Annotated in this window: 14 protein-coding genes; 4 read left to right on the top strand and 10 right to left on the bottom strand. The window is 73.9% G+C overall.

Features of this window, described 5'->3' with window-relative positions:
• Window positions 1–311: 311 nt before the first annotated feature.
• Window positions 312–1,892, top strand: coding sequence for a D-alanine--poly(phosphoribitol) ligase (locus RIN80_RS13660; RefSeq protein WP_309095838.1), 1,581 nt, complete (start codon window positions 312–314; stop codon window positions 1,890–1,892).
• A 42-nt stretch (window positions 1,893–1,934) separates the two neighbouring features.
• On the opposite strand, the gene RIN80_RS13655 is transcribed toward RIN80_RS13660, so the two are convergent.
• From RIN80_RS13655 to RIN80_RS13640, 4 genes are all read right to left on the bottom strand, one after another.
• Entirely contained in the window at window positions 1,935–2,927 is a 993-nt protein-coding gene (locus tag RIN80_RS13655; protein ID WP_309095851.1) for an ACP S-malonyltransferase, read from the bottom strand.
• A 14-nt stretch (window positions 2,928–2,941) separates the two neighbouring features.
• Window positions 2,942–4,210 (bottom strand): pyridoxal phosphate-dependent aminotransferase, encoded by a 1,269-nt coding sequence (locus RIN80_RS13650; protein ID WP_309095837.1) that lies wholly within the window; start codon window positions 4,208–4,210, stop codon window positions 2,942–2,944.
• A gap of 95 nt (window positions 4,211–4,305) precedes the next feature.
• Window positions 4,306–5,652 (bottom strand): lysine 2,3-aminomutase, encoded by a 1,347-nt coding sequence (locus RIN80_RS13645; RefSeq protein WP_309095836.1) that lies wholly within the window; start codon window positions 5,650–5,652, stop codon window positions 4,306–4,308.
• Between the two features lie 104 nt (window positions 5,653–5,756).
• Window positions 5,757–6,659: a proline iminopeptidase-family hydrolase gene (locus tag RIN80_RS13640; RefSeq protein ID WP_309095835.1), complete on the bottom strand. Its 903-nt coding sequence runs from the start codon at window positions 6,657–6,659 to the stop codon at window positions 5,757–5,759.
• 636 nt (window positions 6,660–7,295) lie between these two features.
• On the opposite strand from RIN80_RS13640, the gene RIN80_RS13635 reads away from it, so the two are divergent.
• Window positions 7,296–8,534 carry a nucleotide disphospho-sugar-binding domain-containing protein gene (locus tag RIN80_RS13635; protein ID WP_309095850.1) on the top strand — a complete coding sequence of 413 codons (1,239 nt, stop codon included), beginning with the start codon at window positions 7,296–7,298 and terminating at the stop codon, window positions 8,532–8,534.
• A gap of 79 nt (window positions 8,535–8,613) precedes the next feature.
• Here RIN80_RS13635 and RIN80_RS13630 read toward each other — a convergent pair whose 3' ends face one another.
• The 5 genes from RIN80_RS13630 to RIN80_RS13610 form a co-directional block, all read right to left on the bottom strand.
• Window positions 8,614–9,843 carry a methyltransferase domain-containing protein gene (locus RIN80_RS13630; RefSeq protein WP_309095834.1) on the bottom strand — a complete coding sequence of 410 codons (1,230 nt, stop codon included), beginning with the start codon at window positions 9,841–9,843 and terminating at the stop codon, window positions 8,614–8,616.
• Between the two features lie 138 nt (window positions 9,844–9,981).
• Complete coding sequence (gene rfbB / locus RIN80_RS13625) at window positions 9,982–10,950, bottom strand: dTDP-glucose 4,6-dehydratase (RefSeq protein ID WP_309095849.1); 969 nt, start codon at window positions 10,948–10,950, stop codon at window positions 9,982–9,984.
• Between the two features lie 2 nt (window positions 10,951–10,952).
• The gene (locus RIN80_RS13620; RefSeq protein ID WP_309095833.1) at window positions 10,953–12,020 is read right to left on the bottom strand and encodes a glucose-1-phosphate thymidylyltransferase; all 1,068 of its coding nucleotides are present in this window, start codon (window positions 12,018–12,020) and stop codon (window positions 10,953–10,955) included.
• Between the two features lie 61 nt (window positions 12,021–12,081).
• Window positions 12,082–12,831, bottom strand: coding sequence for a class I SAM-dependent methyltransferase (locus RIN80_RS13615; RefSeq protein WP_309095832.1), 750 nt, complete (start codon window positions 12,829–12,831; stop codon window positions 12,082–12,084).
• Window positions 12,832–13,475: 644 nt separating this feature from the next.
• On the bottom strand, window positions 13,476–13,715 hold the full coding sequence (locus tag RIN80_RS13610; RefSeq protein WP_309095831.1) for an acyl carrier protein: 240 nt from the start codon (window positions 13,713–13,715) through the stop codon (window positions 13,476–13,478).
• Window positions 13,716–13,850: 135 nt separating this feature from the next.
• Here RIN80_RS13610 and RIN80_RS13605 point away from each other — a divergent pair, with 135 nt between their 5' ends.
• A complete protein-coding gene (locus RIN80_RS13605; RefSeq protein WP_344646049.1) occupies window positions 13,851–15,419 on the top strand; it encodes an AMP-binding protein in 1,569 nt (522 codons plus the stop codon).
• 275 nt (window positions 15,420–15,694) lie between these two features.
• Window positions 15,695–16,891: a cytochrome P450 gene (locus RIN80_RS13600; protein WP_309095829.1), complete on the top strand. Its 1,197-nt coding sequence runs from the start codon at window positions 15,695–15,697 to the stop codon at window positions 16,889–16,891.
• 153 nt (window positions 16,892–17,044) lie between these two features.
• Here RIN80_RS13600 and RIN80_RS13595 read toward each other — a convergent pair.
• A partial coding sequence (locus RIN80_RS13595; protein WP_309095828.1) for an SDR family NAD(P)-dependent oxidoreductase occupies window positions 17,045–19,854 on the bottom strand: 2,810 nt, incomplete at its 5' end.

Here is a 19,854-nt window from a genome sequence, read left to right as displayed (position 1 = left end):
CTTTTCCCCCCGGCGCACCACGCCGGGTGCCGCCCGGATTCCCGACGGCGGCCGGCCGCCTGCGCACAATTCCGCGGCCGGGCGGGAAACGGCGGGGAATCCGCGGCGGAACGTGCGGGAGGGCGGGCGCCAGAACGGCGTGGGGCGGTGCCGGGTCTTCCGGCACCGCCCGGGCCGGGGGCGGACCGGAGGCGGTGTCCCCGGCCGGCAGGACGCCCTTTTTCTAGGGGGCCGATAGGGGTGCTTCCGCCACTAGCATTCCCGGTGTCGCGAACCCCGAGGTGTCCAGTGAGGCGATGATGAGTCGGGAAGTGTTCACCCACGCTCAGAACCACGCGGAGAAGCTGCACGAATTCCTGCTGGCAGGTGCCCGGTTGACGCCGGAGAAACCGGCGGTCATGGAATTCGTCGACAACGAGGTGGGCCTGCTCAGCTATCGCCAGCTGGAGCGTCGGACCGAGTCCTACGCCACCGTCCTCGGTGAGTTGGGACTGGACATCGGCGACCGGGTGCTGCTGGAGACGGACACCTCCCCGTCGGCCATCGCCGCGCTGCTCGCCTGCTCCTGCCTGGGCCTGCCGTTCGTCCCGGTGAGCCCGGAGACACCCACCAAGCGGCTGCTGTCCATCATGGAGAGCGTGTCGCCGTCCCTCTACCTCAGGGCCGTCGACAGCCGCAGGGAGGGCGTCCCGGAGGGCATGGGCACCGGCCGCTTCGGGCCCGAGGGCCTCACCGTCGAACGGGCACCGGCGCCGCGCACCCCGGTGCGCCAGGAGAGCACGGCCGCCGACCCGGCGTACATGGTCTTCACCTCGGGCACGACCGGCAGGCCCAAGGGCGTGGTGATGAGCCACCGGGCGATCCTCTCCTTCTACCGGGGGATGCTCGGGCACGGCATCGTCGCCCCGGAGAGCCGTGTGGCCTCCACCGCGCCCTTCCAGTTCGACTTCTCCCTGCTGGACATCGGCCTGGCCCTGGGCAGCGGGGCGACCGTGGTGCCGGTGCCCAGGGCGCTGCTGCGCTGGCCGCGCCGCTTCGTGCGCTTCCTGCGGGAGACCGGGGCGACCCAGGTGAACGGTGCCCCCTCCATCTGGCGCGGAGCGCTGCGGCGCGAGGCCGAGGAGCTGGGCGCGCTCGGGGACCAGATCCGCGGCGTGCTCTTCTCGGGGGAGCCGTTCCCGCTGCCGGAGGTGCGCCGGCTCCAGGAGCTGCTGCCGCACGCCCGCATCGTCAACTGCTTCGGCAGCACCGAGTCGGTGGCCGCCTCCTTCACCGACGTGCCGCGCCCGGTGCCGCACGGGCTGACGCAGCTGCCGATCGGGTTCGCCCACCGGGGGGCGGAGATGATGCTGCTGGACGAGGAGAACCGGGCGATCACCGAACCCGGTGTCGTCGGCCACATCCATCTGCGCAGCTCCTCGCTGTTCACCGGCTACTGGGGCGACCCGGAGGCCACCGCGAAGGCCCTGGTGCCCGACCCGCTGAGCCCGCTGACCGGGCAGACCGTCTTCCGCACCGGTGACCTGGGGCACCGCGGCGAGGGCGGTGAACTGTACTTCGACGGCCGGGCCGACTCCCAGGTCAAGATCCGCGGCAACCGGGTGGAGCTGACCGAGGTGGAGCGGCGGGTGGCGGAGTTCGCCGGAGTGACCGCGGCGAGCGCCGTGCTGCTGCCGGTGGAGGGCACCGACCCGGTGCTGGCGGTCTTCGTGACGCTGGCCGACGGGGCGGAGCTGGACGAGGTGGAGCTGGGCGCCTTCTGCATGGAGGAACTGCCCGACTACATGGCGCCCCAGCAGATCCACGTCCTGGACGAGATCCCGGTGAACGCCAACGGCAAGGTGGACCGGCCCGCCCTGGTCGAGCGGATGAGCGCGCAGCTGCGGTCCTGAGCCGCACCGGCGCGGTCGCGGGGCCGCGGCGCGGCCCCGTCCTCAGACCGCCACCGGACGGCGCCGCGGGCTCAGGGCCGTACGCGGATCCACCGGGGTGACGCGGAAGGTGTCGCGGACGACCGGGACCCGCCCGAACAGGCTGTCCGGACCGCAGACGTGGAGTTCGCGCACGCCCCGCTCCGCGAGCGAGCGGACGACCGTCGGCCACCGCACGGTCCGCACGAAGCCGTCCAGCAGCATGGTCCGCACCCCCTCGGCCGTGGTCCGGACGGAGCCGTCCTGGTCGGCGACGACCGGCACGGTGGGGTCGGTGAAGGTCAGCTCGGGGAAGAGCTCCGCCTCCACCCGGTCCCGCAGGGGCCCGAAGGCCCGGCAGTGCGCGGGCGGGTCCACGGTGTAGAGCGGCAGTCCGCCGGCGGACCGGATCCGCTGCTGGAACCACTCCAGGCGCTCGGCGCGGAGCGAGAGCATCACGAAGTCGGTGTCCAGCTCGCAGGAGACCTCGTGCCACTCCCCCAGCTCGTCCAGCTCGGCCCGGATCTCGGCGAGCGCCTCGGGGGCGGTGCGGGCGAAGGACTGGGTGAGGACACCCGGGTGCTCCCGGCTGAAGTACTCCTTCTCGTAGCGGGCGAGTTGGGCGGTGAGCCAGACCGCGTCCCGGAAACCGAGTGCGCCGGAGTGCACCGCGGCCGCCTTGCCGCCGAAGCTGGGGCCGGTGCAGTACGCGGGGTCGGCGCCCAGGTGCTCCTCGGCCCATCCGGCGAGGGTGAGGCAGACCACCAGGAAGGACACCTGGGCGGGTTCCGCGTAGTCGGCCTCGCTGTCGCGGTAGCGCAGGAAGAGGTCGTAGTCGAGGACGTCGGAGGCCTCCGCCACCAGACGGGCCGCCTCCGGGTCGATCAGCAGGAACTTCCCCACGGAGCCGAAGTCCTGGGGGCCCATGCCGGGAAAGACCATCGCGCTGCGGTCCACGCCGGCGGTTTCGGGGCCGGCCGCGCGGCCCGGGCCGGTGGGCCGGGGGTCGGTTTCCATCTCGCTCACTCCGTTCAGACTGCGGTCAGCTTGGCCAGTGCCCGCTCCAGGTCGCCCAGGACCTCGGCGACATGGGGAAGCAGCAGCGGGTCCTCGCCCCGCTCGACGGCCTGCTGCGCGGCGCGCTGCTCCTCGCGGGTGTCGCCGTAGAGCATGCTGGTGGCGGCGCGGAAGCGCAGCGCCGCCGGGTCGTCACCGAAGTGGCGGCCGGCCAGCACGGCCACGCCGTGGTCCTCCAGGAGCCGCTGGAGGCCCTCGTCGTCGCTCACCCCCTGGCGGGCCAGCACGGCGCGCAGCGGCTCGAAGTCGGGGTAGACGTAGAAGCCGCCGGTCGGTGGCCGGCAGACGGCGCCGGCCGCCACGAAGCGCTCGTACACGGCCGCGGCCACCCTGGCGTGCAGACGCGCGTCGGCGGCCAGCCGGGCCCGCAGCTCCGGCGGTTCGGCGAAGGCGTACGCGGCGACCTGCTGCATGGGACCGGCGAGGGTGGACCAGTTCTCGCTGGCCACCGAGGCGACGTCGTCGCGCAGCCGCCGCCCGTCCTCGTCCGCCGGGAAGCGGGCGGCACCGATCCGCCAGCCGCCCAGCGCGAGGTTCTTGCTGAGGCCGGTGACCACCACGGTGCGGTGCGGCAGCACCTCGGCGGGGCTCAGATAGGGGCGCCGGGGGTCGTGGAGCAGGTCGCGGTAGATCTCGTCCGAGACCACCAGCAGTTCCTCCTCCTCGGCGATCCCGCACAGTTCACGGATCAGCGCGGGTGCGGCGGTGGTGCCGGTCGGGTTGTCCGGCGAGGTGAGGATGAGGATGCCGGGGCGCTGGCCCTGCGCGCGCGCCCGGCGGATCCGCGCGCGCAGCGCGTCCGGGTCGGGGACCCCGCCGCACTCGGCCGGCACCGGGACGCCCAGGGCGCGCTTGCCGGCGAGCACGGCCTGCGGCCGGTAGGTCACCCAGCACGGGCTGGGCAGCAGCACGTCCCCGGGGTGCACGAGCTGGAGGGCGAGCAGCAGGGCCTTGCTGCCCGGGGCGACGATCACCTGGTCGGGCGTGGTGGGCAGGGCACGCCGGCCGAACCACCCGGCCACCGCGGTGCGCACGTCCTCGGCGCCGGCCACCGGCCCGTAGGCGTTGCGCTCGGCCCCCTCGACGAGGGCCTCGCGCAGCGGCGGGAAGACCGGCAGGCGGGACTCGCCGAAGCCCAGGTGCACGATGCGCTCACCGCGCGCCCGGCGTTCGGCGATCCGCTGGTCGAGGGCGAGGTTGGGGGAGATGTTCCGGCCGGACATGGCGGTTTCCCTTCGGGTGCCTGGCACCGGTCCGCGGCTGTCCCACGCGCAGACCGTGCTGCTGCGCGCCGTCGCGGACGCGGTCCGGGGGTGGCTCAGCCGTGGGCGCCGGACAGCGCCTGGCGGGTCGCGGGGCCGACGGCGGCGGCGATGTCGGGCGGGGTGGACGGGTCGAGCTCCAGGTGGTCCACCCAGGCCGCGGTCTCGGAGTACAGCGCCCGGAACGGCCGCCCGACCAGGCTCGGTTCACGCGCCTGGAGCATCCGCAGCTGGAGGAACCGGCCCTGCGGGGTTTCCTCGACGCCGTCCACCACGATCTTGCCGGGGGTGGTGGACATCACCGGGCCGCGGACCGTGCGGGCGAGGCCGGGCAGCTGCTGGTAGGCGTCGCGGAAGATGCGGTGCGCGCGGGCCAGCGGCACCTCGAAGTACTGGCGCGGTCCGGTGTCCCGTTCCACGAACATGTAGTAGGGCACGGCGCCCGAGGCCAGCTCGCCCCGCCACAGGTCGGCCCAGGTGCGGGCGTCGTCGTTGACGTGCGCGATGAGCGGGGCCTGGCAGTAGACCAGGGCTCCGGTGGCGCGGATCCGGGCCAGCGCCCGGCGGGCGAGCGCGGTCTCCAGTTCGCGGGGGTGGCTGAAGTGGGCCATCACCGCGAGGTTGCGGCCGGAGGCCACGACCTGTTCGAAGAGGCGCAGGACGTCGTCGGCGTCCGTGTCGCCGACGAAGCGCTGCGGCCAGTACGCCACCGACTTGGTGCCGATGCGCACGGTCCGCACGGTGTCCACGGACAGCAGCGGTTCCAGGTGGGCGCGCAGGCGCTCGGTGGACATCACCATCGGGTCTCCGCCGGTGACCAGGACGTCGGTCACCGCCGGATGGCGCCCCAGGTAGGCCAGCAGCTGTTCCGGGCCGCGGGCCGCGAACCGCAGGTCGGCGTCGCCGATGAACTGCGCCCACCGGAAGCAGTAGGTGCAGTAGGCGTGGCAGGTCTGGCCCTGGCTGGGGAAGTAGAGGACCGTCTCGCGGTACTTGTGCTGGAGGCCGGCCACCTGCTCCTCGGCGAGGGTGGGGACGTTGAGCTGCAGCTGTCCGGAGGGATGCGGGTTGAGGCCGGCCCGGATGCGCCGCACCTCGGCGGCGATCTCCTTGCGTCCGGCCCGGCGGCCCAGGTCGATGAGCAGCTCGACCTCCGCCGGGTCGAGCATCCCCCGCTGGGGGAAGACGAGCTGGAAGATCGGGTCCTCGGGGATCCGGTGCCAGTCCACGAGCTCGGTGAGCACGTACTCGTTCACGCGGAACGGCAGCACCTGCGACACGGCGCGGACCGCCTCCAGGGCGTCCGCGGGAAGCCCGTAGCGCCGGGCCACCTCCTCGATGTGGTGCGGGCCGAACGCCCGGAACCGCGGACTCTCCTCGGTGCTCAACACGTTCAGGGACATGCCACCCATCCTCCGGTCCACTCTTCCTGTTCTCCCGCCGCGGCCCGCCCCTCCCGCGTCCGCGCGTTCCTCGGCCGGAAGGGGCGGGGCGGGATCCGGCCGCCTCAGGGATCCAGCCCCTTCAGGAACTCCACCAGCAGGGCGTGGAAGCGCTCCGGCTCCTCCAGGTGCGGCATGTGGCTGGACTCCTCGAGCACCTCCCAGCGGACGTCGGGGATCCGCTCCTGGAAGGGCCGTACGGTGACCTCGGTCGCCTCGTCGTGGCGGCCGGAGAGCACCAGGGTCGGCACGGCGATGTCGGGCAGGACGTCCTCCACCGACCAGTCCCGCAGGGTGCCGATCACGTGGAACTCGCTGGGCCCGTTCATGGTGCGGTAGACGGTGGGGTCGTTGGCGATCTCCATCACCGTCGCGACGTACTCCGGCGGCCAGGGCCGCACCCGGCACACGTGCCGGTCGTTGAACACCCGCACGGCCTCGGCGTAGGCCGGGGAGTCGACGGTGCCGGCCCGTTCGTGGGCGCGCAGGATCCTGTCGACGCCGCGCGGCAGCGCGGCACGCAGCACCTCCATCTCCTGGCGCCACAGCGGGTAGGAGGCCGGGGAGTCGGCGATCACCAGGCCGCGCAGTCCCTCGGGGCGGTCGGCCGCGTGCGCCGCGCACAGCAGCCCGCCCCAGGAGTGGCCGACGAGCACGTAGCGGTCCTGGATGTTCAGGTGCCGCAGCAGGTTGTCCAGTTCGGCGCGGAAGAGCTCGACGGTCCAGAAGTCGGCGCCGGCGTCCGGGAGATGGGTCGAGGCGCCGTTGCCGAGCTGGTCGTAGTGGACGACGGGCCAGCCGTCCTCGGCGAGCGCCGCGAGCCGCAGCAGGTAGTCGTGGGTGCTGCCCGGGCCGCCGTGCACCACGACGACCGGCGGCCGTCCGCCGTCCGGCGTGCCGGTCACCCGGTACCAGGTGCGGTGCCCGCGGAACGGTGCCCATCCCTTGGCGCTGGGCGCCACCGCCATGCTCCTCACCTCTGCCTCTCGGGTCGCGCGGACGCTGTCTGTGCCGGTCTGCGGTGCGGGCCGGTTGGGTCCCGCACCTGTCTAACGGCGGCGGACGGGCGGGCACCAGCCCTTTAGGGGTGCCCGACCCCTAGGGCGCGCCCGGGGAGCCGGGCCCGGCCCGGTGAGCGTGCCCGGCACCGGGGACCGCGCCGCGTCGGGTGCGGCGGTGACGTGCGGCGCGCGCCCCGGGTGCCGCTCCGGGACACACGGCCCGGCGGCGGCCCCCGGACGCGCTCGCGGGCCGTCCGGCCGCACCAGGGGGCGGCGGGGCCGTCCGCCGTGCAGGGGCGCGGCCGCGGGAGCCGCGGCCCCTAACTTCCGCGTGACCGCCCCCGTTTCCCGTGCTGTCCGGCTCCGCACGGACCGTGCCCCGTTAGGGTGACGACGCTGCGGCACCGCGGAACGGTGCGGAAGGGACCGGGGGCGGGCACGTCACCGGCAGCCCGCCGCCCCGAGGGCCCCCCGGCACGACGGGCGGTCCCGGGCACAGCCCCTCGTGGGGCGGGCGCTCTCCGCGCACCGAGGGAGAGGGGGCCGGCCGAAGGTCCCCGGCGCCGCACTCCGGACGAGCCAGGGGAGAGTTCCGTGCGCGTCATGCTGATGGCCTTTCCGACGCGAACCCACATCTACAGCCTCGCGCCCGTCGGTTGGGCGCTTCGGGCCGCCGGCCACGAGGTGCGGTACGTGGGCCAGCGCAACCCTTCGGAGGTCGATCCGTTCCTGGAGACGGGACTGGAATGCATGTGGGTCGGTGGTGACTTCGACATCGCCCGGCACCGTCAGGTGGGCGAGGACCCGGGTGACGACCCGTTCAAGCTGTCCGAGACCCGTGCGGAGCGCCTCACCGACGACTACGTGAAGGCCGCCTACGACACCACCGCCGGGATGATCCGCTACCTCAACCCGGACCGGATGCTCAACGAGACCCTGCGGCTGGCCAGGGAGTGGCGGCCGGACCTGATCGTCTGGGACCCCCTGATCTACACCGCGCCGCTGGTCGCCGAGGTGGTGGGCGCGGCCCAGATGCGGATGCTCTACGCGGCCGACCAGAACGCCCGGGTGCACTTCGAGTACGAGAAGCTCAAGCAGCGCCGGCCGCACGAGGAGTGGCCGGACCCGCTGGCCGAGTGGATGGACGACTGGCTGCGGCGGCACGGCCGCAGCTTCCACGAGGACCTGCGGTTCGGCAGCGCGTCGATCGATCCGGGACCGGCCTGTGTGCAGTTCCCGCTGGACGTGAACTACCTGCGGGTGCGCTTCGTCCCGGTCAACCGGCCGCTGCCGATACCGCGCTGGGTCTACGAGGAGCCCGCCCGCCCCCGGGTGCTGCTCACCCTCGGTGTCTCCAACCGGCAGGTCCACGGGCACGAACAGGCCTCGGTGGCCGACCTCCTGGAAGGGCTGGGCTCGCTGGACATCGAGGTGATCGCCACCTTCAGCCGGGAGCAGATCGGTTCGCTGCGGCTGCCGCCCAACATCCGCGCCGAGTCCTTCGTGCCGATGAACGAGGTGCTCGCCGGTTGCTCGGCCATCGTCCACCAGGGCGGCGGTGCCACCATCGGCAACGCGGTGGTCAACGGGGTTCCGCAGCTGCTGGTGCCGGGCACCATCTGGAGCGAGCGGGCCTCGGCGGTGGCGCAGGCGGAGCGCGGTTACGGGCTCTACGTCGACCTGGAGGACATCACCGCCGAGCGCATCCGCCGGGACGTGGGCCGGCTGCTGGAGGAGGAGTCCTTCCGCAAGGTCGCCGCGGAGGTGCGGGACGAGATGCTCGCCACGCCCACGCTCGCCGATGTCGTCCCGCAGCTGGAGGCCGCGGCGCTCGGCCGCTGACCCGGCGCGCCGGGGCGCCCGCACCGCCGCGCCGGGGCCGGACCCGCGGGCGCCGGTGCGGGTCCGGCCCGCCGGGGGCTCACAGCCAGCGGTCGGGGAGGTCCAGGAGGACCCGTTGCCTGGCCAGCCGGTCGATCAGCGGGTCCGTGCCGCTCCCGCCGGCCTCGGCGGCGGCCGCCACCCCCGGCCCGGGGTGCGCCAGCGCGCCGAGGTAGGGCCAGCCCTCCACGAACTCCCGGGCGAACTGCGCGGTCGGCCACACCGGTCCGCCCGGCGTCAGCAGCGGGTTGACCCGTAGCGGCCGGCCGGCGCGCGGCGCGGTCAGCCACCCCGGTGGCGACGGGGCGGCGGCCGGGCCGTGGACGAAGGCCAGCGCGGAGGCGGCCCGCAGCGCATCCGGTGCGGCGGCCTCGGCCGCCGCACCCGTGAGCGCGGCGCGGGTCAGGGCCGCGTCGTCGTAGGCGAGGCGGGGCCGCAGCAGCGCGGCGTACTCCGGGACCGTCAGCGGTGCTCCCGGGGCGTAGTTGGGTGCCTCGGCGTTGTGGGTGTGTCCGAGGAGCACCCGCTCGTGGCGGGCGATCCGGCGCAGTTCGCGGAAGGCGTGCGGCTTGTCGGGGAAGTAGTGGAAGCTGTCGTGGGTCAGGCAGACGTCGGCCGTGCCGTCGGCGAGGGGGAAGGGCCCGGCCGCGTCGAAGCAGACCAGCCACGCCCGGGGGGCGGTGAAGTGCCGGGCCAGCCACAGGTGCGAGAAGACGAGGTCGGAGCCGATGGCGCGGCCGGAGCCGGCCTCCCAGGTGCGCAGGAAGTGCCCGGCACCGCAGCCCACCTCGAAGAGGGTGCCGCCGGGCGGGGCGTGCGCCTCCAGCAGGGCCTGTCCGCTGAGGAGGGTCGGCAGGCACCAGCGGTGCAGGAAGTAGGTGCCCAGTCCGCCGTAGCTCAGGTGGTCCATCACCATGGCCGCCGTCGCGGCACCGCTCTCCACGGCGGCGACCGCGGTGCGCAGGGCGGCGGGGTCGACGGGCGGTACCGAGGCGTCCTTGCGGTCGGCGATCAGCACGGCCAGCGCGTGGTCGGTGTCACCGCGGCGGATCGCCGCGACCGCCTCGTCCCGTAACTCCTCCCGGGCCAGGCGGAGGTAGGGGATGCCGTCCAGGCACGGCCAGAGGGTGTCGCCGTCGCAAAGCAGGCCGGGGCCGGCCGGCTCCAGCGGGGCGCCGGTGACCGGGCCGCGCAGCCGGGCGAGGAACTCCTCGTCCGGTGGGTCCAGGCGCGCGGGGCGAGGAGGGCGCACGGCGTCGAGGGATGTCATGGAGGCTCCAAGGCAGGCGTGTCCCCGCATCTGGTCGAGTCTGCCGCGCGACGGGTGGGGGGAGGCGGTCGGTCTTCCCTGCGGACGGCCCGGGAAGGGGCGGCGCCGCTCGGCCGGTCACCCGGGCCGAGCGGCCGTTCATGCGGTTCGGTCGGGCACCAGCGGCTCCCACCAGGCGCGGTTGTCGCGGTACCAGGCGACGACGCCGGCCAGGTCGGCGGCGAGGTCGCGGGTCGGCGCGTAGCCCAGTTCCTCACGGGCGCGGGTGCAGTCCACCGAGTAGCGGGCGTCGTGCCCCTTGCGGTCGGTGACGTGGTCCACCCGTCCCCAGTCGGCCCCGCACGCCTCCAGGATCATGCCCGTCAGTTCCTTGTTGCTGAGCTCGGTGCCGCCGCCGAGGTTGTAGACCCGGCCGGCGCGGCCCCGGGTGCGGACGAGTTCGACGCCCGCGCAGTGGTCGTCCACGTGCAGCCAGTCGCGGACGTTCTCCCCGGTGCCGTAGAGCGGGACGTTGCCGCCGTCCAGGAGGGTGGTGACGAAGCGGGGGATGACCTTCTCGGGGTGCTGCCGGGGGCCGTAGTTGTTCGAGCAGCGGGTCACCCGCACGTCCAGGCCGTGGGTGCGGTGGTAGGCCAGCGCGAGCAGGTCGCCGGCCGCCTTGGACGCGGAGTACGGGGAGTTGGGGCTGATCGGGTGGGTCTCCGGCCAGGAGCCGGTGTCGATGGAGCCGTAGACCTCGTCGGTGGAGATCTGCACGAAACGCTCCACCCGGTGCCGCAGCGCGGCGTCCAGCAGGGTCTGCGTCCCCGTGACGTTGGTGCGGACGAAGGCGCCGGCGCCTGCGATCGACCGGTCCACGTGGGACTCGGCGGCGAAGTGGACGACCTGGTCCGCCCGTGCGGTCAGCCGGTCCACCAGCGCGGCGTCGCAGACGTCGCCGTGCACGAAGGTCAGCCGGGGGTCGGTGAGGTCCAGGTTGGCGCGGCTGCCGGCGTAGGTGAGGAGGTCCAGCACGGTGATCCGGACGTCGTCGGCCGGGTCGGCCAGCAGGGCGCGGACATAGGCCGAGCCGATGAAGCCGGCCGCGCCGGTGACCAGGAGGCGCAGGCTCATGAGCTGATCTCGAAGGTCGAGTGGTCGCCGAGGACCAGCCGGTGGGCGTTGGGCACCCGGGGACGGGAGGCGCCGTGGACGTGGCGCCCGATCAGGGAGGCCTCCATGCGGCGGACTCCGGTCAGTGAGGAGTCGCTCAGCATGATCGAGAACTCCAGCTCGCTGTCGAGGATGCGGCAGTTCTCCGACACCGCGGTGTACGGGCCGATGTAGGAGTCGATGATCTCGGTGCCGGCGCCGATCAGGGCCGGGCCGACGATCCGGGAGCCGGACACCCGGGCGCCGGACTCCACCACCACCCGGCCGATGATCTGCGAGGCGTCGTCCACCTCGCCGTCCACCCGGGGCTCGACGCCTTCCAGGACGATCCGGTTGACCTCGAGCATGTCGTCGACGTTGCCGGTGTCCTTCCAGTGGCCCTGGATCACCTCGGACTCGACCCGGGCGCCGCTGTCGATCAGTTCCTGGATCGCGTCGGTGATCTCCAGCTCGTTGCGCCAGGAGGGCTTGATGGCCCGCACCGCCTCGTGCACCAGCGGGGAGAAGAGGTAGACGCCGACGAGGGCGAGGTCGCTCTTGGGGTGCTCCGGTTTCTCCTCCAGCCCGACCACCCCGCCGTCCTCGCCCAGCACGGCGACGCCGAACTGACGCGGGTCGGAGACCCGGGTGAGGAGGATCTTGGCGTCCGGGCCCGATTCGCAAAAGCCCTTCACCAGTTCGGTGATCCCGCCGACGATGAAGTTGTCGCCCAGGTACATCACGAAGTCGTCGTCGCCGAGGAAGTCGCGCGAGACGAGCACCGCGTGGGCCAGGCCCAGGGGCTCCTCCTGCCGGATGTAGCTCACCCGCAGGCCGAAGGCCGAGCCGTCGCCGACGGCCTCCTCGATCTCCGGTGCGGTGTGGCCGACCACGATGCCGACCTCGGTGATACCGGCGTCGGCTATCGACTCCAGTCCGTAGAACAGCACCGGTTTGTTGGCGACGGGGACGAGTTGCTTGGCGGACGTGTGGGTGATCGGGCGCAGCCGGGTTCCGGATCCGCCGGCCAGGACGAGAGCCTTCATGACACCTATCCGATTCGTCGGTCAGGGGTGGCGCACGGGGGTGCGGTGCCGCGGCGGCCGGTCACGTCTGCCGGACGCCGACGAAGACGCCGCGGTCCGCGTAGCCGTCGGGGAGGTATTCGACCGTGCAGCCGGCCCCGGTCACGGCCGCTTCGTACTCCTCGCGCGAGAAGAGGGCGAGGTCCTGCTGGTTCACGAAGTGCCGGACGGCGGTGGCGGGTTCCGCGGACGGGTCCGCCACGAGGTAGTGCATCTCCACCCGGCTGCGGCCGTTCACGGTGTACCAGCGGCCCATCCGGGAGACCTTGGTGGTGCCGCTGGTGAAGCTCGCCTGCACCAGGTCACCGCCGTTCCAGTCCTCCCGCAGGATCCAGGGCTCGACGACCATCACCCCGCCGGGCACCAGGTGCGCGGCCATCGACCGGGTGGCGGCCCGGAGTTCGTCCACCCCGCCGAGGTAGGCGATGGAGCTGAAGAGGCAGCTGACCGCGTCGAAGCGCCGTCCGAGGCCGAGGTCGCGCATGTCGCCGCGGTGCACGACGTCGGCGCCGAGCTTGGCCGCCGCGGCCCTGAGCATCGGCTCGGCGAGGTCGACGCCCTGTACCTCGAACTCCTTGCTCAGGTGCACCAGATGCTCGCCGGTGCCGCAGGCGACGTCCAGCAGGCTCACAGCGGTCGGGCGCCGCTCGCGCACCAGTCGGCGGATGCGTTCGGCCTCACCGGCGTAGTCCCGGTGGCTGCGGTAGACGTCGTCGTAGATCTCCGCGAAGTTCTCCTGGTAGACGACTTCGACGGGAATGTCTGGACTCACGGGGGGGTCACCTGGATTCCGGGCTGCTCGGAGCTGTGGGGGAAGGGCGAGCGGCACGGGCGACGCGGTGGACAAATCCCTCGCCGTGTTCTCCGCTTCTCCGCCGAAAACCGGTGGGTGAGACTCCGGTGGTTCACGAGGCCGGTGAGGGGTGCGTCGCGCTTCGTCATTTCGGGGCTCCGGGCAGCCGCTCAAGACATTTCCGCGACCGGCTGCCCGGGGCCGTCAAAACGCTCCGCCCGCCAGCGCATCGTACGGGGGTGGTGGAGTCGGCCTTCAACCCCTAGATGAGTGGGGTGCTTCGCCTCCGGGCGGAATGGCCGGGCGGTCCGGACGTTTCCTGCGCGCACGGGGACGGGCCGGACCCAGGTGTCCTCCCGCAGGGGCCGTGCCGACGCGCCGGGCCGGCGAACCGGCCCCTCACGGGCCGGCCCGGAACGCCGGGGCGGCCGGGGTCTGTCGGGGCCGTGGGCCGGGTGCTCCAGCGGTCCCCGTTTGTCGAACGCGGTCCTGCGGCAGGCCGGGCCCGTGGAGCCGGGCGGAAACGTTCCCCGGCCCGCCACGGCCACGTCGCCCGCCGGCCGGCACCGGACAGGCGCGTCCGTCGTCCGGGCACCCCCGGCCGGACGTCCGGGGTGCTCTTGTCAGCGCCGTGCCGCGTCCACGGCGCGCCACAGCGTGGCCGGCGTCTCGAAGGTCTCCATGGTCATCGCCCGGTCGTCCAGACGTATGTCGTACTCCTTCTCCACCGCGGAGAGCAGTTCGACCATGGCCAGGGAGTCCAGACCCACATCACGCAGCCGCATGTCCGGCTTCAGCGGCTGGTTCGCGCGAAGGTGAGGAAGATAACGGCGGAGAATTTCCTCGAACTGGCTGTCCAGCATGACGGTCTCCCCTTCTGGCATCCCGGATTAAGGGTTGCCACGGCGGCATTCAGCCCCAATGGTCGACGCCAGAGCTTAGTGGCCCCATTCGCTTTTCTCGACGGTCGGCACCCCCTATTCCAGCTGAGGTGGATCATGAAAGGTATGACGGAGCACGGGCTGTCCGGACGTTTCCTGCGCGGTCTGTCCCGCTCGCCGGAGGGCGCCGCGGTGCGGGTGGTCGGCGCGGAGGTGGAGACCCTCTCCTACGCCTGGATGCACCGCACCGCGCTGGAGTGGGGCGGTGCGCTGGCCGGTGCGGGGGCGCGGACCGTCGCGGTGCTCGCGGGCCGCAACGGCACCGGGTACACCGGGCTGCTGGCCGCGTTCTACGCCGGGGCGACGGTGGTACCGCTGCGGCCGGACTTCCCCCCCGCCCGCGTCCGGCAGACGCTGGAGGCCTCGGGCGCCGGCGTCGTGCTGGTGGACCGGGCCGGGGCCGCGCTGCTGCCCGAGGTGCTCCAGGGCCGGACCGACCTTGCGGTACTGGCGCCGGAGGCGGGGGCGGCCGGTGACGGCGTGCCGGCCGGGGTCCGCGCCCTGCTCCCCTCGCCGGCAGCGGCACTGGAGGAGCCGGCCCGGGTCGGGCCCGAGGACACCGCCGTGCTGCTCTTCACCTCCGGCTCGACCGGGCGTCCCAAGGGGGTGGCACTGACCCACGGCGGGCTCGAGCACTACTTCGACATCGTCGACCGGCGCTACGGCTTCGGCCCCTCGGACGTCTTCTCCCAGGCCTTCGACCTGAACTTCGACTGCGCGTTCTTCGACCTCTTCTGCGCCTGGGGCGCGGGCGGCACCGCCGTGCCGGTCCCGCCGTACGCCTACCGCGATCTGCCGGGCTTCGTCGCCGCGCAGGGGTTGACGGTCTGGTTCTCCACCCCCAGCGTGATCAAACTGGTGCGGCGGCTGGGCGGGTTGGCCGGTCCCACCCTGCCGGGACTGCGCTGGAGCCTGTTCGCCGGGGAGGCGCTCACCTGCCGCGACGCGCAGGACTGGCAGTGCGCCGCCCCGGCCTCGACGCTGGAGAACCTCTACGGCCCGACCGAGCTGACCCTCACCGTCACCGTCCACCGCTGGGCCGGCGAACGCTCCCTGGCCGCCGCGGTCAACGGACTGGCCCCGATCGGCACCGTCCACCCCGGCCACGAGTACGTGCTCCTCGGCCCGGACGGTGAGCCGAGTGAGGAGGAGGGCGAACTGTGCGTCAGCGGCCCGCAGTTGGCGGCCGGATACCTGGATCCGCGGGACGAGGAGGGGCGTTTCGTCGAGCGCGGCGGCCGGCGCTGGTACCGCACCGGCGACCGGATCAGGAGGGCCGCCGACGGCGAGCTGGTCTACCTCGGCCGGCTCGACTCCCAGGTCCAGGTGCACGGCTGGCGGATCGAACTGGCCGAGGTGGAGCACGCGGTGCGGGCCTGCGGCCCGCAGGACGCGGTCGCGGTGAGTGTGACCAGGGACGACGGCACCGAGCTGGTGGTCTACTACACCGGTGAGGCGGTGACCACACCCGAGCTGGTGCGCCGCCTGCGTTCGCACCTGCCCGACGGGGTCCTCCCGCGCCACTACCAGCATCTTCCCGAGTTCCCGCTCAACGCCAACCGCAAGACGGACCGGCTGCGGCTGGCGGCCGACGCCGAGGCGCTGCTGGTGTCGGCCGCCGGCTGACGGCGCACCCGGCGGGTTAGGGGTGTCTGTGCCGCGCCACGGCCGGTAGCTTGCCGAACGGACCGTAGGGGAGGGGTCCGTGCCGGGGCGCCGGCCCGCGCACCGGTTCCTTCCCGGCTGCCCTCACGCCCTCTGCGCCGTACCGTGCCCCGCACCGTCGTCCCGCCGGCCGCCGCCGGGCGGACAGCGGTGCTCCCCTGCCCCGCCCGGCGGTCGCCGTGGCGGACCGGGTGGCCGGGACGGCATGCCGCCCGACCACGAGGAGAGCCTGCCGCATGAACGAGCCGAGAACGGTGCGTCCGTACCCGTTCGACATGGAGGACATCAGCGTCTCACCGCTCTACGCCAAGCTGCGGGCCGACGAGCCGATGAGCCGGGTGCAGCTGCCGTACGGCGAGGTCTCCTGGCTCGCCACCCGGCACGCGGACTGCAAGCAGGTCATGACGGACCCCCGTTTCAGCCGGGCGATCGCGCAGGGGCTCGACCAGCCGCGGCTGCGCCGCCAGTCGGTGGGCGACGGCATCATGGGCATGGACCCGCCCGACCACACCCGGCTGCGCCGGCTGGTGGCCAAGGCGTTCACCGCCCGCCGGATGAACCAGATGCGCGGCGAGGTGCGCGGCCTGGCCGACCGGCTGGTGGACGACATGCTGGCCGGGGGCGGGCCCGCCGACGTGGTCGAGGACCTGGCCCGGCTGCTGCCGGTCAACGTCATCTGCGACCTGCTGGGGGTCCCCTTCGAGGACCGGCACGTCTTCCGCCGCTGGACCGAGGGCGTCACGAACGACGAGACGGCCAAGGACGACGTGCTCTTCGACATCGGCGGCGAGCTCGACGCCTACATGGCCGACCTGGTCGCCCAGCGCCGCCGCGAGCCGACCGACGACCTGCTCGGTGCCCTGGTCTACGCACGCGACAACGGCGACAAGCTCACCGACACCGAGCTCATCGCGCTCGCCGGAGCCGGGCTGCTGACCGGCGGTGTGGAGACGGTGGCCTCGGCGCTGCCCAGCTTCGTCTACACCCTGCTCACCCGCCCCGAGCTGATGGCCCGGCTGCGCGCCGAGCCGGAGCTGATGCCCACCGCGGTCGAGGAGCTGCTGCGCTACGTCCCGATCAACACCGCCGCGATGTTCGCCCGTTACGCCTTGGAGGACGTGTGGGTGGGCGACACCCTGGTGCGGACCGGCGAACCGGTACTCGCGGCGCTCCACGCGGCCAACCGCGACCCCGAGGTCTTCGAGAACCCGGAGGAGATCGACCTCGCCCGCGCCCACAACCCGCACCTGACCTTCGGTCACGGCCCGCACCACTGCATCGGCGCGCAGCTGGCCCGGATGGAGCTCCAGGAGTCGCTGACCGTGCTGCTGGAGAAGATGCCGCAGATGCAGCTGGCCGACGATCCCGAGCACGTGGAGTGGAAGTTCGGGGTGATCGTGCGCGGCCCGGCCGCGCTGCGGATCACCTGGTGAGCCGTCCCTGAGCACGACGACCGGTGCCCCTCCCCGCGTACGGGGAGGGGCACCGGTCGTGTCGGGGACCGCAGCCGCGGCCTCGGCTCCCGCGGGAGCGCCGCGGGCCGGAGACGGCCGGCGGGCCCGTGATCCGGGCCCGCCGGCCGTGCCTCAGTCCAGGTCGAGCTCCCCGTCGAGGATGTCGAAGAGCTCGTCGGCGGTCGCGGCCTCGATGTCGTCGTTGTCCGTACGGGCCCCGCCGCCGGACGCCGCGCCGGCCGTCGCCCACCGGGCGCTGAGGTCCCGCAGCCGCGCCACGATCGCCTCGAACCCCTCCTCGCCCGGCCGGGTCCGGCTGAGCGCCGCCTCGATGGCGGAGAACTCGGCGGCCAGCGGTGTCTGCTCGGTCCTCACCACCAGTTCCTCGAGGAGCATGTCGGCGACCGCCGCCGGGGTCGGGTGGTCGAAGACCAGCGTCGCGGGCAGCCGGATGCCGGCCCGGGCCGCCAGACCGTTGCGGAGTTCCAGCGCGGCGAGCGAGTCGACACCGAGCTCGGTGAAGCCCCGCTCGGGCTCGATGTCCCGGGGCCCGTCGTGGCCCAGTACGGCGGCGACCTGGGTGCGCACCACGTCCAGCAGCAGCGGGCGGCGGTCCTCCGGCCGCATGGCCGCCAGCCGGTCGGCCAGCGGCTGCTCCACCGCCTCCGGCCCGCGCGGTACGGCGGTCCGGCGCCGCGGGACCCGTACCAGGCCGCGGAGCATCGGCGGCACCGGACGCTCGGCCCTGGCCACCGCGGCGGTGTCCAGCCGCATCGGCAGCACCACCGGCCGGTCGAGACCGGCGGCGGTGTCCAGCAGGCTGAGACCGTCCTCGGTGGGCAGCGCCAGGAGCCCGGCCCGTCCCATCCGCTCCAGGTCGGCCTCCGACAGGGCTCCGGCCATCCCCGCCCGTTCCGCCCACAGTCCCCAGGCGAGGGAGGAAGCGGGCAGCCCCAGGCTGCGGCGCCGCGCGGCCAGGGCGTCGAGGAAGCCGTTGGCCGCCGCGTAGTTGGACTGCCCGGCGCCGTCCAGGGTGCCGGCGGCCGAGGAGAAGAGGACGAACATCGAGAGGTCGCCGGCGAGTTCGTGCAGGTGCCAGGCGGCGTCCGCCTTCGGCCGCAGGACGGTCTCCAGACGCTCGGCGTCCATCGCGCCGACCAGCCCGTCGTCCACCACCCCGGCGGTGTGCACCACACCGGTCACCGGGTGGTCCGACAGCAGCCGGGCGACCGCCTCCCGGTCCCCGAGGTCGCAGGCCACCACGGCGGTCTCGACGCCCCGCGCGGTCAGCTCGGCCGCCAGGGCATCGGCCCCCGGTGCCTGCGGGCCGCGCCGGCTGGCCAGCACCAGCCGGCGCACACCGTGGCGGTCCGCCAGGTGCCGTGCGACGGCGGCGCCCAGCCCGCCCGTCCCTCCGGTGACGAGCACGGCCTCGCCGGGTTCCAGCTCCTTGCTGGCCCCGGTCGCCACCGCCAGCCTGGGTGCCTCGGCCCGCCCTCCGCGGAGCGCGAACTCCGGTTCGTCGGCGGCCAGGGCGGCGGGCAGCGCACTCTCGGCGGTCAGGGCGGCGGGATCGTCCTCCGGCAGGTGCGCGAGCACGAACCGGTCCGGGTTCTCCGCCTGGGCGGCCCGTACCAGGCCCGTCACCGCGCCGCCGGCCAGAGTCGTCCCGCGCACCACGACCACCAGGCGGGCGTCGGCGCAGCGCTCCTCGGCGAGCCAGTCCGTCAGCAGCGCCAGGGCCTCACCGGTCGCCCTCCGCGTCGCCGCCAGGGGCTCCGCGTCGGTGGCCGGCAGCGGCGGCTCGTACAGCACCACCTTCGGCAGCGGCTCCCCGGAGTCCAGCAGGGCGGCCAGGTCGCGGCTGCGGGCGACGCCCGGCAGCGGCAGGTCCCCGAGGACCGCCCACCCGTCGTTCCCCTGCGCACGGGGGGCGGGTACCGGGACCCACTCCACCGTGTAGAGGTCGCGGTGCCGGTCCGTGGCGCCCAGTTCCTCCAGCGGCACCGCGCGCACCAGCAGCGAGTCGGCCTCCAGCACCACCGCGCCGGCGGTGTCCGTGGCGCGCAGCGCGTAGCCGCCACCGTCACCGGCGGTCAGCCGCACCCGCAGGGAGGTCGCGCCGGTGGCCCGCAGGGTGAGTCCCCGCCAGGCGAACGGCATCGTCAACGTGTCGTCGGCGGCGAAGAGTTCACCGGCGTGGAGTGCGGCGTCCAGCAGTGCGGGGTGGATGCCGAAGCCGTCCACCGAGGTTTCCTCGGGCAGCGCGACCTCCGCGTACACCTCGGCCGGCCCGTCGCCGGGTCCGTCGCCGTCGCGCTGCCAGGCGGCGCGCAGGCCCGTGAAGAGCGGGCCGTAGTCGAAGCCCTGGGTGGCGAGCCGGGTGTACAACTCCTCGGCGGCCACCTCCCGGGCCCCCGACGGCGGCCAGGTCTCCGCGGGCGCGTCGCCACCGGAGTCCGCAAAGCCGCCGGCGTCGGTGGCTGCCGCCAACAGGCCCTCGGCGTGCCGGATCCATTCCGGGGCGCCCTCGGCGCGCGCGTACACCGACAGCGGCCTGCGGTTCTCACCGTCCGGCGCCCCGACCACCACCTGGACGCGCGCGGTCTCCCGTTCCGTGAGGACCAGTGGCGCCTGGAGCGTCAGCTCCTCCACGGTCGGGCAGCCGACCTCGTCACCGGCGCGGACCGCCAGCTCCACGAAGGCCGTTCCCGGGACCACGACGGTGCCGGAGAGGGTGTGCTCGGCGAGCCAGGGCTGGTCGCGCAGCGACAGCTGACCGGTGAGGGTCACGGTGTCGCCCTCGGGCGCCGTCAGGACGGCGGCGAGGAGGGGGTGGCCGGCGGGGTCCTGTCCAAACCGGGCGACACCGGTGTCGTGCCCGGTGCGCTCCAGCCAGTACCGGCGGCGCTGGAACGGATACGTCGGCAGGTCCCACCACA

Source organism: Streptomyces sp., from assembly GCF_031181705.1.
Lineage (GTDB): Bacteria > Actinomycetota > Actinomycetes > Streptomycetales > Streptomycetaceae > Streptomyces.
The sequence above is the reverse complement of the archived record's forward strand: the minus strand, read 5'-3'. Positions and strand labels throughout refer to the sequence as shown.